This is a genomic window from Sphingomonas sp. PP-CE-1A-559 (assembly GCF_004340965.1).
Classification (GTDB): Bacteria; Pseudomonadota; Alphaproteobacteria; order Sphingomonadales; family Sphingomonadaceae; genus Sphingomonas.
Map to the genome: position 1 here is coordinate 713,434 of NZ_SLYA01000002.1, position 14,274 is coordinate 727,707.

Sequence of the window (14,274 nt, forward strand, 5' to 3'; positions counted from 1 at the left end):
AGCGTTTCATACTCATAAGACGACCGGTGATCCTTCGAGCGCATCTTGTGGAGCGGCCCCCAGGTCGCGGTGTGCGATACTGGGCGAAAATCCCGCGTCGCGCAACCGTCGCGCCACGCGGTCAGCGACGTGGACCGACCGGTGTCTCCCTCCGGTACACCCGAACGCGACGGTGACATACGACTTGCCTTCCGCCCGGTAGCGCGGGAGCAGCAGCATCAGCAGCTCCTCGATCCGACTCACTGCGGCTTCGTAGGCGGGGTCGTCCATGATGTAGGCGGACACGTCGGCGTCCAGCCCGGTGCCGGGGCGCAACTCCGGGTCCCAGTGCGGATTGCGCAGGAAGCGCATGTCGAACACGAGGTCGGCGTTGCGGGGCAGGCCGCGGGCAAAACCGAACGAGCGGATCGACAGCGTCGGCGCGCCGAGTTCCCCGCCCGCAAAGCTCGCGCGAATCTGTTGCGCGAGTTCGTTGGCAGCCATGTCGGTCGTATCGATCAGGCGGTTCGCCCAGTCGCGAAGTGGCGCGAGCAGCTCGCGCTCGCGGCTGATCCCGTCGTTTGCGGGACGGTCTAGTGCGAGCGGGTGGCGACGGCGGGTCTCGGAATAGCGACGTTCGAGTTCGGCGCCCGAGCAGTCGAGGAACAGCATTCCGATCTCGAGCCCATGACGGTCGCGGAGATCACGGATGCGGCCGACGATCCGTTCGGGGTCGAAGTCGCGTGTCCGCGCGCCGATACCGATCGCGAGCGGCTGCGAGTCGTTGGTCGATCCTTCGGGGAGCGGTGCGTCGAGCAGGCGGTCGAGCAGCAACAGCGGAAGGTTGTCGACCACTTCCCAGCCGAGATCCTCCAGCGTCTTGAGCACGGTGGATTTGCCCGCCCCTGACATGCCGGTGACGAGAAGGATGTCCTTAGGACGCGTCATTCTAATGGCTCCGGATTGCGCAATGCGAGTTCGACCTTGATCGGGGCGGAGGCTTCGAAGGGATCGATCGCGATCTGGCGGACGTCGATCCCGGCAATGTTACATACGGGGCGTTCGGGCATCCGTTCGATCGCGCTATCGACACGGACGAGGAGCCCGACGGGAACGTCCTCGACGTACGGCATGGCGAGGATGCCGATCCCGCGGACTTCGATCCGTCCTGCGATCGTAATCGGTGCACGCGCGAGCAAGGTATCGCCCGTGCGCACCACGAGCGTCTGGTCGTCACTGACGAGGATCGCGCCACGATCGATCAGGCGCAACGCGAGGTCGGACTTGCCCGATCCCGACGCGCCCTCGATCATCACGGCCATGCCGTCGATCGCGACCGTGGTGGCGTGGAGCCTGTCAGAGGAAGGAACGACCACGCGGCGTCCTTACCCCGGCAATTCGGCGAGCGGTAGCCTTACGACGAAGCGCGCGCCATCGAGCCGGTCCTCACGCGATTCGACGAAGATCGCCCCTTGGTGGCCGTCGACGATCGTGCGGGCGATCGCGAGGCCCAGCCCGGAATGCTGGCCGAACGTCTCGCTGTCGGGGCGGACCGAGTGGAAGCGCTTGAACACGTCCTCGCGCGCCTCCTCGGGAACGCCGGGACCTTCGTCCTCGACACGAATGACGAGGTCCTCGCCCTCGCGAATTGCGGAGATCGCGATCAGGCCGGCGTCGGGCGAAAAGGAGAGTGCGTTGTCGATCAGGTTCTCGAACACGCGTTCAAGTCTCGCGCCTTCGCCGAGTATGATCGCACGATCGTCTGGGTTGCGATCGAACCGGAGCCGGATGCCGCGCTCGACCCCGCGGGCTTCACGTTGTGCGACCAGCCCGTCGATCATCGCGGCGATGTCGACCGGTTCGAACTTGGCGCGGCTCAGCTGCGCATCGAGTCGCGAGGCTTCGGAGATGTCGGAGAGCAGCCGATCGAGCCGCTGAACGTCGTCGCGCACGATAGCGAGCAGTTGCGCCTGAAGCGCCGGGTCCTTCACGCGCGACAATCCCTCCACCGCGGACCGGAGCGAGGCGAGGGGGTTCTTCATCTCGTGCGTGACGTCCGCGGCGAACGCCTCGGTCGCATCGATGCGCGCCCTGAGCGCGAGGCTCATGTCCGACAACGCGCGCGCAAGCATGCCGAGTTCGTCACGGCGAGAGGGGAGGCGCGGCACGACGACTTCACGTGCACGACCTAACCTGACTCGCACCGCCGCCCGGGCGAGACGACGAAGCGGGCGGACGATCGTGCGGGCGAGGAACAGCGACAGCAGGACCGAGACGATCGACACGCCGAGCAGCACCATGCTGAGCCGGAACCGCTCGATCCGCACCGTCTTGGTAATGTCCCGCGCATTGACCGTCGTCATCACGACCCCGCCAGCGCGGAGCGGCGCGGCGGCGGTCAGCACGGGCGTGCGGTCGGGCGCGCGCCAGACCGTCGTGGAGACGGCGCTGCGGCCGCGGACTGCGCTCACGTCGGGCCATTGCTGCGTACCGCTGCGCTCGCGGTAGAGCGGCGGGCGGGGCGCCATTACGATCACGTCGATCGACGCGTCGAGAAAGCGGGCGATCGTCTGGTCCCAGTCTTCCTTGTCCGGATCCATCAGCACGAAGTTGCGCAAGCCCAGAGCGCGACTGTCGGCGATCGTGCGCCCTGCCGCATCGAACAGCCGAATCCGTGACCCCGTATCGCGGGCAAGCCGCAACACCAGCGGATCGCGCAACGCCGGATCGACCGCGGCAATCGCCTCGCCGATCAGCCGTGCTTCGCGCGCCGTCTGCGCAACGCGGTTGTCGACCACCCGGCTGCGATACGAGTCGAGATAGAAGAACCCGCCCGCAAGCAGCAGCAGAGCGAAGATGTTGACGGCCAGGATACGCCGCGTGAGCGAAATCTGTCCCGACCACCGCAGCGTGAGGTCGCGGCCGTCGACGCCCAGCTCATTCCTCAGAAAATCGATACCCGGCACCATATAATGTCTCGATCGCGTCGAAGGCTGGGTCGACCTGCCGGAACTTGCGGCGAAGTCGTTTTATGTGGCTGTCGATGGTCCGGTCGTCGACATAGATATCGTCCTGGTACGCCGCATCCATCAACTGGTTGCGCGTCTTCACGATGCCGGGCCGCTGCGCGAGCGTCTCGAGGATCATGAACTCGGTAACCGTCAGCGTGACCGGCTCGCCGCCCCACAGCGTGCGATGCCGCGCCGGATCCATGCTCAGACGCCCGCGATCGAGCGGCCCGGCGGCTTCCGCCTCGGTCTCGGTACCCGGCGACTGCGTCAGCTCGGTACGGCGCAGGATCGCACGGATGCGGGCGATCAGCAGCCGCTGCGAGAACGGCTTGGCGATATAGTCGTCCGCGCCCATCGCAAGCCCGAGCGCCTCATCGAGCTCATCGTCCTTGCTCGTCAGGAAGATCACAGGGATCTGGCTCTTCTCGCGCAGCCGGCGCAGCAGTTCGAGCCCGTCCATTCGCGGCATCTTGATGTCGAACACCGCAAGATCGGGCGGGTTGTCGGTCAGCGCCTTCAGAGCGGTCTCGCCGTCCGAATAGACACGCGTGACGAAGCCCTCGGTCTGCAGCGCGATCGACACGGAGGTCAGGATGTTGCGGTCGTCGTCGACCAGCGCGATCGTTGCCGTCATGTTGGGTTGGTTCGCCTCGGTCGTTGGCGTGTCGGCGTAGGGCAAACCGCCGCCGCACTCAACTAGAGCCGTATCGGGACGGCGCTGCAGATCAGTGGATTTGACCGGTGGAAAACTGCCCCGTACAGCCGGCCGCAACGACATACATACGTATGCGATAAAACTTAGGAGAGAGAGCCCGTGTCGAGCGAGCGTATTCCGGCCGTCGGCCTATCCGCGCAAGGGATCGAAACCCGCGCCAATCTACACTGGAACCTGGTCACAGCGCAGCTCGTCGAGGCCGCGCTGGAGCGGGGCGAGGGGACGCTGTCCGCCGATGGCCCGCTGGTGGTCGAGACCGGCGCGCATACCGGTCGCTCGGCGCAGGACAAGTTCATCGTCCGCGATGCCGAGACCGACGCGACGGTCTGGTGGGGCAAGAGCAACAAGGCGATGGAGCCCGCGCATTTCGCCGCGCTGAAGGAGGATTTCTTCGCCGCACTGGCCGCCAAGGACGAGCTGTTCGTGCAGGACCTGTATGGCGGTTCGCAGCCCGATCACCGGGTGAACGTCCGCGTCGTCACCGAACTGGCGTGGCATAACCTCTTCATCCGGACGATGCTCGTGCGCCCCGAGCAGGCTGCGCTGAAGGACTTCGTCGCGGACTACACCATCGTCGACCTGCCGAGCTTCCGCGCCGATCCCGCGCGTCACGGCTGCCGTAGCGAGACGGTGATCGCGGTCAACTTCACCGACAAGCTGATCCTAATCGGCGGCACTAAATATGCCGGCGAGATGAAGAAGTCGGTGTTCGGCCTCCTCAATTACCTCCTCCCGCCGACCGGGGTGATGCCGATGCATTGCTCGGCGAACATGGGCGCTAACGGCGACACCGCGGTGTTCTTCGGCCTGTCGGGCACCGGCAAGACGACGTTGTCGGCCGATGCCAGCCGGACGCTGATCGGCGACGACGAGCATGGCTGGTCGGACACCGCCGTCTTTAATTTCGAGGGCGGGTGCTACGCCAAGATGATCCGCCTCTCCGCCGATGCCGAACCGGAGATTTTCGCGACCACCAAGCGCTTTGGCACGGTGCTGGAGAACGTCGTGATGGACCCGGCGACGCGGCTGCTCGATCTCGACGATCATACGCTCGCCGAGAACAGCCGCGGTGCGTATCCGATCGACTTCATCCCGAATGCGTCGGCCGAGAACATGGGGCCGGTCCCGCGCAACATCGTGATGCTGACCGCGGATGCCTACGGTGTCCTCCCGCCGATCGCGAAGCTCACGCCCGACCAGGCGATGTATCACTTCCTCTCGGGCTACACCGCACGCGTCGCCGGTACCGAGATCGGGGTGACCGAGCCCGATGCAACCTTCTCGACCTGCTTCGGCGCACCGTTCATGCCGCGGCATCCGTCGGTGTACGGGAACCTGCTGAAGGAGCGGATCGCGAAGGGCGGCGTCGATTGCTGGCTGGTCAACACCGGCTGGACCGGCGGCAAATACGGCGTCGGCAACCGCATGCCGATCAAGGCGACGCGGGCGCTGCTGAACGCGGCGCTAGACGGCAGTTTGAACGATGCCGAGTTCCGTACGGACCCTAACTTCGGGTTCCAGGTGCCAGTGAGCGTACCAGGAGTCGACAGCGCGATGCTCGATCCGCGAGCGACCTGGGCGGACACGGACGCATACGACGCGACCGCGGCCAAGCTGGTTGACCTGTTCGTCGAGAACTTCGCCCAGTTCGCCGAGCATGTCGACGAGGGTGTCCGGCAAGCGGCGCCGAAAGTGAAAGAGGCGGCCTAACCCTAAACTTCTCTCCCCTCGGGGAGAGGAAGGGGCCCACACGACGAAGTCGAGCGGGCAGTGGAGGACACGTAGCGTGCTCGTCGTCTTCCTTCCTACAATCCGTCATCCTAACGAAAGTCAGGATCCAGAGTAACGGGCGCTGCGCATCATGGCTCTGGATCCTGACTTTCGTCAGGATGACGGGAGAGAGGCTCTACCACGACCTCCCCGTCGACAACCGCAGTAACCCGAACCCGGGCGCCAACCTCAGCATCCTCACCCCGCGCCGGCCAACTCCCATCGCCCACCAGTACCCTGCCACGCCCGCCAACGATCGCGCCCTCGACCACCACAATCTGACCGACCAACCGAGCAGACCGATCGTTCAACATCGGATCCCCACCCTCGACCGGGTAATCCCGGTACCAGCGCTTCCCGATCAGCACCGCAACCGCGCTCCAGACCCCGAACGCCGCCAGTTGCGCAGCCACCGGCAGGTCCGGCAACACGAACACCGCCACCCCGGTCACCGCTGCCGCAATCGCGAGAAACACCAGGAACACGCCCGGCACCACCAGTTCGGCGATCCCCAGCACCAGCGCCGCGATCAGCCAAGCGCCAGCCGCCCCGATCGCGTCCATCAGCTTTTCGGTACCTCGGTCGACTTAGACAATTCGAACGGCCCGCGACCCGCAGGCTTGGCCGGAGGCGACGCGGTCGCATCCCGCAACGCATCCTTAGCCAGCTCGCCGATCCCGCCAAGCGTCCCCATCAACTGCGTAGCCTCGACCGGAAACAGGATCGTCTTCGCATTGGGCGAGGTCGCGAACTTGCCGATCGCCTCGACATATTTCTGCGCGATGAAATAATTGATCGCCTGCGCGCCGCCCTCCTCGATCGCCTGAGACACCGCCCGCGTCGCCGAAGCCTCCGCCACAGCCGCCCTCTCGCGCGCCTCGGCATCGCGGAAGGCCGATTCCTTGCGCCCCTCGGACTCGAGGATACGCGCCTGCTTCTGCCCCTCGGCCCGCAAAATCTCGGAAGCCCGCGAACCCTCCGCATCCAGAATGTTCGCCCGCTTCTCGCGCTCGGCCTTCATCTGCCGCCCCATCGCGTTGACGATATCCGCCGGCGGACGGATGTCCTTGATCTCGACGCGCGTGATCTTCACGCCCCACGGCGTCGTCGCATGATCGACCACGTTGAGCAGCCGCGCGTTGATCTCGTCGCGTTTCGAAAGCGTCTCGTCGAGGTCCATCGACCCCATCACCGTGCGCAGGTTCGTCGTCGTGAGCTGCAAGAGCGCCTGGTACAGGTCCGACACCTCGTACGCCGCCTTGGCCGAGTCGAGCACCTGGAAGAACACGACCCCGTCGGTCGAGATCATCGCATTGTCCTTGGTGATGATCTCCTGGCCGGGGATGTCGATCACCTGCTCCATCATGTTCACTTTGCGGCCGACGCGGTAGAAGAACGCCGGGTAGAAATTGAAGCCGGGCCGGGCGACCGTGGTGAAGCGGCCGAAATGCTCGATCGTGTATTGATAGCCTTGGTGGACGATCTTGATGCTGGTGAAGAGGTACAGCAGCACCAGCGCCAGCAGGAGCGCGGCAACGATCAGGCCCATCGAACAATCCCCATCCGTGTATCGCACCGCTATAGCACGTCCGCGAAGGACAGGCCTAGCCGTACGCCGCGCCTTTGGTTACATGGCGCGCCACCTCACACCCAGGAACGGCAGCTCTCATGGATATCCGCCTCGGCCTCACATTCGACGACGTCCTCCTGTATCCGGGGGAATCGGACGTGCTGCCAAGCCAGGCCGATACCCGCACGCAGCTGACGCGCGGCATCGCGCTCAACATCCCGATCCTCTCGTCCGCGATGGACACCGTCACCGAAGCCGACATGGCCATTGTCATGGCACAGCTCGGCGGCATCGGCGTGCTCCACCGCAACCTGACCGTCGAGGAGCAGGTCATCGCGGTCCGTCAGGTCAAGCGGTTCGAGTCGGGCATGGTGGTCAACCCGATCACGATCAAGCCGACCGCGACGCTCGGCGAGGCGCAGGCCCTCATGTCGGGCCACCGCATCAGCGGCATCCCGGTCGTCGAGGCGGACGGCAAGCTTGTCGGTATCCTCACCAATCGCGACGTGCGGTTCGCGGGCGATCCAAAGCAGCCCGTCAGCGAGCTGATGACACACGAGAACCTCGCCACCGTCTCGACCGAAGTCGGCAAGGAAGAGGCGCGTCGCCTGCTCCACGCCCGCCGCATCGAGAAGCTGCTAGTGGTCGACGCGCAGTATCGCTGCGTCGGCCTGATCACCGTCAAGGACATCGAGAAGGCGGTGATGTTCCCGGATGCGACCAAGGACGAGGCGGGCCGCCTGCGCGTGGCGGCGGCGACGACGGTCGGCGACAAGGGTTTCGATCGGACCGAACAGCTGGTCGACGCCGGCTGCGACCTGATCGTGATCGACACCGCGCACGGCCACAACCGCGACGTCGGTCGCGCGGTCGAGCGCGTGAAGAAGCTGTCGAACTCGGTGCAGGTGGTGGCGGGCAACGTCGCCACCGGCGAAGCAACGCGTGCGCTGATCGGCGCAGGCGCGGACGGGATCAAGGTCGGCATCGGCCCGGGCTCGATCTGCACCACGCGGGTGGTGGCCGGTGTTGGCGTGCCGCAGCTCACCGCGGTGATGGATTGCGCGGAGGCTGGCCACAAGGCTGGCGTGCCGGTGATCGCCGACGGCGGCATCCGCACCTCGGGCGACATGGCCAAGGCGCTGGCGGCGGGCGCTTCGACGGTGATGATCGGCTCGCTGCTCGCAGGCACCGACGAGGCACCTGGCGAGACGTTCCTGTACCAGGGGCGGGCGTATAAGTCGTACCGCGGCATGGGTTCGGTCGGCGCGATGGGGCGCGGGTCGGCGGACCGCTATTTCCAGGGGGACATCAAGGATCAGCTGAAGCTGGTTCCCGAGGGCATCGAGGGGCAGGTCGCGTATAAGGGACCGGCGAGGGATGTCGTTCACCAGCTCGTCGGCGGCATCAAGGCGGCGATGGGCTATACCGGCTCCGCGACGATCCCGGATCTCCAGGCGCGGGCGGAGTTCGTGCAGATTACCGGTGCGGGGCTCATGGAGAGCCATGTCCACGACGTGACGATCACCCGCGAAGCCCCGAACTACCCGACTCGGTGACGACACTTCCCCCCTCCCTGGAAGGGAGGGGCCGGGGGTGGGGCGGTTTGCCCAAGCTCGTCTGCAGGTGGCTAGAACGAGCCGACCCACCCCAACCCCTCCCTTACAGGGAGGGGAGATCGTAGTGCCCGTCGCTGCGTGGCAACCTAAACGCGATCATGGCTAAAGCCCGCAACTACTTGGGGGGGCACGCACATTCCTGTGCGGCTCCCATTTTCCGTCATCCCGGCGAACGCCGGGACCCATGGACACGGCGGACCCAGCGACAGCGCGCCACCACAACCCAAACCGCAACCATAGGTTCCGGCGTCCGCCGGGATGACGGAGGGGGAGGGTGCTAACCACACGACCTACCCCAGGCCCCGAAATTATTCCCCTCCCGCGCGCGGGAGGGGCTAGGGGAGGGGATGATGACGAACACTCCGTACCAAACTCTCCCGCTCTGCCTGCAAGCTGGAGCCCAGAAGTGACTCCCCCAGCACGCACCCAGGCCGCGATCGAACTCCTCGACCAGATCATCGCTGCCGCCCGCGAGTCAGGTGCCGCTGCCGACACGCTGATCGCGCGCTATTTTCAGACCCGCCGCTACGCCGGCTCCAAGGACCGCCGCGCGGTCCGCGACCTCGTCTACGCCGCAATCCGCAAGGCCGGAGACCGCCCCGAAAACGGCCGCACCGCGATGCTCCTCGTCGCCGACGCCGATCCGGAAGTCGCCGCGGCCTTCGACGGCTCCACCCATGCGCCCGCGCCGATCGCCAAGGACGAACCGCGCGCCCGCGCGGGCGTCGCGCCGCAGTGGCTGTCCAAGGCCCTCCGCGCCTCCGGCCTAGACGGCGCCGCCCTTACAGACCTAGCCGGCCGCGCCACGCTCGATCTCCGCGTCAACACGTTGATCTCCGACCGCGCGACCGTCCTCGCCGCGCTCCCCGAAGCCGAAGCCACCCCCCACGCCCCCGACGGCATCCGCCTCCCGACCGGCACCAACGTCGAAGCACTCCCGCTCTTCAACGAAGGCGCGCTCGAAGTGCAGGACGAAGGTAGCCAGCTCGTCGGCCTCGCGATGCAGGCCAAACCCGGCGAACGCATCGTCGATCTCTGCGCCGGCGCTGGCGGCAAGACGCTCGCACTCGCCGCGACCATGAAGAACGAAGGCGTGATCCTCGCCTGCGATACCGACCGCAACCGTCTCGCACGCCTCGCCCCCCGCGCAACCCGCGCTGGCGCGACGATCGTCGAGAGCCGTCTGCTCAACCCGACGCGCGAGATCGAGGCGCTGAGCGAATGGGCAGGCCGCGCGGACAGCGTGCTGGTCGACGCCCCCTGTTCGGGCACCGGCACATGGCGACGCAATCCCGAGGCGCGCTGGCGGCTCACCCCCGACCGCGTCTCGCGGCTGCAATCGACGCAGCAGCAGGTGCTCTCCGTGGCCGCCACGCTGGTGAAACCGGGCGGCGCGCTTGTCTACATCGTCTGCTCCCTTCTCGACGCCGAGGGGACGGAACAGGTCACTTGGTTCCTGAACGCACACCCCGGCTGGACCACGGAAGCCCTGTCGCTTCCCGCCGGCGCGAAGCACGGCCACGGCGTTCGCCTCGAACCCGGCCGCGACGGCACCGACGGCTTTTTTGTCGCGCGCCTCCGGGCTGCGTGCTAGCCAGCCGATCTATGGCTCAACTCACGGCCAAACCTGTATCCCGCCTGGAGACGATGATGCGTTTTTCGTCCGTTGCCCTTGCCGCCGCGCTGACCGTGGTATGTGTCTCGACGTCGCTCAGCGGCCAACGCCCCGACGCCCAGATTGACGCGCGTTCGATGCAGTTGTTGGCGCAGGGTCGTTCGCTGGTCGCGGCTGGTAATCTAGACGGTGCCACGGATGTGCTCGAAACGTCGGTAGCGGTCGATCCGCGCAATCGTGCGGCGTTCCTGTTGCTCGCGCGCGTCGCGGAAACGCGTGACTTGCCAGGCAAGGCGATCCGCTTGTACCGCGAAGCCCTGCTGCTAGAGCCGAACGACGTCGCGGCGTTGAAGGGGCAGGGCGAGGCACTGGTCGCCAAGGGCGCCGTAGTCCGCGCGAAGGACAATCTCGTGAAGATCCGTACGCTCTGCAAGGGCGTGTGCCCGGAAGCGACGCAACTCGCGGCGGTGATCGCGAAAGGTCCGCCGATCGCGACGGCGCAGGTCGAGAAGACCCCAGTAGCCGCCAAGGACTGAAGCGCTCCCCTCCCTGAAAGGGAGGGGTTGGGGGTGGGTAGGCCAGCTCTGGTCGCTACCGTCACCTCATACTGAAACCGACCCACCCCCGGCCCCTCCCTTCTAGGGAGGGGGGAAGATCAGCCGACCGCCTTCGCCAACGCCGTAAAATCCGCGACCGACAGCGTCTCAGCCCGCCGCGTAGCCTCGACCCCGATCCGCTCCAGCGCATCGAGCGCCCCCGGAACCCCCTTCAGGCTCTGCCGCAACATCTTTCGCCGCTGGCCAAAAGCCGCGCCCGTCAGTCGCTCCAAAACCGCGAAGTTCACACCCTCCGGCGCTTCCACCGGCACCAGATGCACCACCGCCGACATCACCTTCGGCGGCGGCGTGAACGCCGACCGGTGCACCGGCATCGCGATCCGCGCGGTCGAGCGCCACTGCGCCAGCACCGCGAGCCGCCCATAATGATCGTCGTTGGTCCTCGCGACGATCCGCTCGGCGACTTCCTTCTGGAACATCAGCGTGCACGACTGCCACCACGGCAACCACGACGTCGACAGCCACCCGACCAGTAGCGCAGTGCCGATGTTGTACGGCAGGTTCGAGACGATATGCGGCTTGCCCTCGAACAACGCGGGCGCGTCGACTTCCATCGCGTCGCCCTCGATGACCCGCAGCCGCCCCGGATAGGCCTCACCAAGCTCTGCCAGCGCAGGGATACACCGCCGGTCACGCTCGATCGCCGTCACGCGCGCACCCGCCGCGAGCAGCGCGCGCGTCAGGCCACCGGGACCGGGACCCACTTCGAGCACCTCGGCATCCTGAAGGTCACCCGGCACCGCCGCGATCCGCTTCAACAACTGCCCGTCGAACAGGAAGTTCTGCCCAAGCGCCTTGCTCGCATTCAGTCCATAGCGCGCGATCACCTCGCGCAGCGGGGGAAGCTCCGTCAATGCAGCCTCGCTCACGACTGGGCAGCGGTCTGCGCGCGCCGGTCCGCCGCTTCGCCCGCCATCGCGATCGCCGCGATCATAGCACCGGGCTCGGCCAGATTCTTGCCCGCGATCGCGAACGCCGTGCCATGATCGGGCGAGGTCCGCACGATCGGCAGGCCCAGCGTCATGTTCACGCCTTCGTCGAAATGGATCGTCTTCAACGGCACCAGCGCCTGATCGTGATAACAGCACATGACGACGTCATAGGTCGCCCGCGCCCGCGGATGGAACATCGTGTCCGCCGCGAACGGCCCGGTCGCATCGATGCCTTCCTCGCGAAGGATCGCGATCGCCGGCGCGATGATCTCGATCTCCTCGCGCCCGAGCGCACCCTGTTCACCCGCATGCGGATTGAAGCCGGCAAAGGCCAGCCGCGGATTCTCGATCCCGAAGTTCCGCAGCAGCCCGCGGGCAGTCGCGCGAGCCTTGGCGACGATCAGTTCGACCGTCAGCAAAGCCGAAACGTCCTTCAACGGCACGTGGGTCGTGATCGGCACCACCTTCAGCGACGGTCCCGCCAGCATCATCACAGCATTATCGCCCGCAACCCCGTAGCGCTCGGCGACGAACTCGGTCTGCCCCGGATGCGTGAAGCCGATGGCGTACAGCTGCGACTTGGACACCGGCCCGGTCACCAGCGCACGCGCCGCGCCGGTACGAACGAGACCGACAGCCAGCTCCAGTGAATGCAGCGCGCACCGCGCCCCGTCCGCGTCAGGCTCGCCCGGTACGATCGCACCCGCGTCGCCCACCGTCAGCACGGGCAACGCCTCGCCGAAAACCGCTGTCGCCGCGCTCAGATCGGCAATCCGTTCAATCGGGCCGGCCCAGACCCGCTCGATCGCCCGCGCATCGCCCACCGCGACGAACGGCGGCAAGCCATGAGTCTCGCGCGCATCCCACGCCTTGGCGATGATCTCGGGCCCGATCCCCGCGGGATCGCCCATCGACACCGCCAGCGGCGAGATGCGGCTCACGATCCGATCACCGATATTCCACCACGGCGTCGCGCCGCAGATCGCGGAGCTTCTGCTGGGCGCGCAGATTGACGCGCTGCTGCTCGAGCTGGCCCTGGATCTGCTCGGAGTTCGGCACCGAACCCCCAGCCGCCTCGTCGCGACCGCACAGCACGAGCGCGCGAACGCCCTGCTCCGCGGACCCGAATGGCGGGCTCGACTCGCCGACCTGAAGCTTCAGCATCACTTCCTGCAGCTGCGGCGGCAGGTCGCGGATTCGGACCGTGTCGTTGTCGACCACGTCGGCACCAATTCCGGCAGCGACCTTCTCGACCGTGCCACAGCCACGCAACTCCTGCGTCGCCTTGGCGAAGGCCTGCGCACGCGCCGAAGCCTGCGCCTGGTTGGTGTTGGGCGGGAAGCGCAACGTCAGCTGCTTCAGGCTGAGCTTCGCATCACGCGGATCGGCGGTCAGAACCTGGCGCTTGTCGGTCAGATACAGGATCGAATAGCCGCCCGAGACCTCGATCGGTCCGGCAACCTGGCCGACCTGCATCGTCGTAGCCGCCTCAGCCAACTGCCCCGGCAGCGTCGCCGCACGGATCCACCCAAGATCGCCACCGACCGCACGCGTCGACGCTTCGGAGAACTGTCGCGCGTAATATTCGAACGGCTGCGCGCCCTTCTGGATTTCCTGCAGGATCTGCTTGGCGTTCGCATAGACCTGCTGGCTGTTCGCCGGGGTCGCCGCGAGATAGATTTCCTTGAGGTTGAACTCGTCAGTGCCCTTGGCCGCCTGGAGACGATCGATGATCGACTTCACCTCCTCGTCGCCGACGTTGACGAACGGCTCGACGCGGCGACGCAGATAGCGCTGCCACGCCAACTCGCCCTCGATCTGGCGCTTCAGCGACCGCTCGGACGATCCGGATTCGCGCAGATACGCGCGCATCGCGACCGGCGTACGATTGAAGCGCTTCGACACGCCATCATAGCTCTGCGTCAGCTCGGCCGGTGTAATCGTGATGTCGGCGGTCTTTGCTTCCTGAATTTGGAGCGTCTCGTCGATCAACTGGCGCAGGACCTGCAACTTAAGCCGCTCGCGATCTTCGGGCGACAGCTTCGCCTCGTTCGCCATTGCCACCAGGGCGACGCGCTGGTCGACGTCGGTGCCGGTGATGACGGTATCGTTGACGATCGCGGTCGGCTTACGGACGTTGGGGTCGACCTTGCCGAAGATCTGGAGGTTGGTCGGGATGTCGAGACCGGTATTGTCCGGCACGCTCTGGTCCTGGACGGTCTGTCCCGGAGCCGAGGGCGCCGGCTGGGCCTGGGCCGGTTGCCCCTGAGCCGGCTGGGTCGGCGCAGGGCGCGCGCCGCGTTTGCCCTGCGCGGCCTTGGGGGGCACCGCCTGAGCGATCGCGCCTGCTGCCAGCGCAGCCAGAACCACAGAACCGATCACACGGCCGCCACGCGCCGCCATTCGAACATCATGCTTCAAGTGTCGGTATCCCATCATCGCACGCCGT

General features: G+C 66.4%; 13 protein-coding genes. 4 read left to right on the forward strand and 9 right to left on the reverse strand.

Annotated features, from left to right (window positions below; translation table 11 throughout):
* Window positions 1-12: 12 nt before the first annotated feature.
* Genes rapZ through C8J42_RS08770 form a run of 4 tightly spaced genes read right to left on the reverse strand, consistent with a single transcriptional unit; the run spans window position 13 to window position 3,624 of the window.
* The gene (rapZ, locus tag C8J42_RS08755) at window positions 13-927 is read right to left on the reverse strand and encodes an RNase adapter RapZ (RefSeq protein WP_056481931.1); all 915 of its coding nucleotides are present in this window, start codon (window positions 925-927) and stop codon (window positions 13-15) included.
* Window positions 924-1,355, reverse strand: coding sequence for an aldolase (locus C8J42_RS08760; RefSeq protein WP_133019682.1), 432 nt, complete (start codon window positions 1,353-1,355; stop codon window positions 924-926). Before C8J42_RS08760 ends, rapZ begins: the two co-directional genes overlap by 4 nt.
* 9 nt (window positions 1,356-1,364) lie before the next feature.
* Window positions 1,365-2,945, reverse strand: a complete 1,581-nt coding sequence (locus tag C8J42_RS08765; protein WP_243644210.1) for a stimulus-sensing domain-containing protein — start codon at window positions 2,943-2,945, stop codon at window positions 1,365-1,367.
* Window positions 2,917-3,624 carry a response regulator transcription factor gene (locus C8J42_RS08770; protein ID WP_056058673.1) on the reverse strand — a complete coding sequence of 236 codons (708 nt, stop codon included), beginning with the start codon at window positions 3,622-3,624 and terminating at the stop codon, window positions 2,917-2,919. The genes C8J42_RS08765 and C8J42_RS08770 overlap by 29 nt, the downstream gene beginning before the upstream one ends.
* A 180-nt stretch (window positions 3,625-3,804) precedes the next feature.
* Here C8J42_RS08770 and C8J42_RS08775 point away from each other — a divergent pair, with 180 nt between their 5' ends.
* Window positions 3,805-5,415: a phosphoenolpyruvate carboxykinase gene (locus C8J42_RS08775; protein WP_133019684.1), complete on the forward strand. Its 1,611-nt coding sequence runs from the start codon at window positions 3,805-3,807 to the stop codon at window positions 5,413-5,415.
* 149 nt (window positions 5,416-5,564) lie between these two features.
* Here the strand turns inward: C8J42_RS08775 and C8J42_RS08780 are convergent, their stop codons facing one another.
* Window positions 5,565-6,038 (reverse strand): NfeD family protein, encoded by a 474-nt coding sequence (locus tag C8J42_RS08780; RefSeq protein WP_133019685.1) that lies wholly within the window; start codon window positions 6,036-6,038, stop codon window positions 5,565-5,567.
* Complete coding sequence (locus tag C8J42_RS08785) at window positions 6,038-7,024, reverse strand: SPFH domain-containing protein (RefSeq protein ID WP_133019686.1); 987 nt, start codon at window positions 7,022-7,024, stop codon at window positions 6,038-6,040. The genes C8J42_RS08780 and C8J42_RS08785 overlap by 1 nt, the downstream gene beginning before the upstream one ends.
* 119 nt (window positions 7,025-7,143) lie before the next feature.
* On the opposite strand from C8J42_RS08785, the gene guaB reads away from it, so the two are divergent.
* The 3 genes from guaB (at window position 7,144) to C8J42_RS08800 (ending at window position 10,812) form a co-directional block, all read left to right on the forward strand.
* Entirely contained in the window at window positions 7,144-8,601 is a 1,458-nt protein-coding gene (guaB, locus tag C8J42_RS08790) for an IMP dehydrogenase (RefSeq protein WP_056048837.1), read from the forward strand.
* Between the two features lie 466 nt (window positions 8,602-9,067).
* The gene (locus tag C8J42_RS08795; protein WP_120300216.1) at window positions 9,068-10,255 is read left to right on the forward strand and encodes an RsmB/NOP family class I SAM-dependent RNA methyltransferase; all 1,188 of its coding nucleotides are present in this window, start codon (window positions 9,068-9,070) and stop codon (window positions 10,253-10,255) included.
* A 56-nt stretch (window positions 10,256-10,311) separates the two neighbouring features.
* Complete coding sequence (locus tag C8J42_RS08800; protein ID WP_183037968.1) at window positions 10,312-10,812, forward strand: tetratricopeptide repeat protein; 501 nt, start codon at window positions 10,312-10,314, stop codon at window positions 10,810-10,812.
* A 119-nt stretch (window positions 10,813-10,931) separates the two neighbouring features.
* On the opposite strand, the gene rsmA is transcribed toward C8J42_RS08800, so the two are convergent.
* Genes rsmA through C8J42_RS08815 form a run of 3 tightly spaced genes read right to left on the reverse strand, consistent with a single transcriptional unit; the run spans window position 10,932 to window position 14,246 of the window.
* On the reverse strand, window positions 10,932-11,747 hold the full coding sequence (rsmA, locus tag C8J42_RS08805) for a 16S rRNA (adenine(1518)-N(6)/adenine(1519)-N(6))-dimethyltransferase RsmA (protein ID WP_133019687.1): 816 nt from the start codon (window positions 11,745-11,747) through the stop codon (window positions 10,932-10,934).
* 11 nt (window positions 11,748-11,758) lie between these two features.
* Complete coding sequence (gene pdxA, locus C8J42_RS08810) at window positions 11,759-12,766, reverse strand: 4-hydroxythreonine-4-phosphate dehydrogenase PdxA (RefSeq protein WP_133019688.1); 1,008 nt, start codon at window positions 12,764-12,766, stop codon at window positions 11,759-11,761.
* A gap of 7 nt (window positions 12,767-12,773) precedes the next feature.
* The gene (locus tag C8J42_RS08815; protein ID WP_243644212.1) at window positions 12,774-14,246 is read right to left on the reverse strand and encodes a peptidylprolyl isomerase; all 1,473 of its coding nucleotides are present in this window, start codon (window positions 14,244-14,246) and stop codon (window positions 12,774-12,776) included.
* Between the last annotated feature and the right edge of the window lie 28 nt (window positions 14,247-14,274).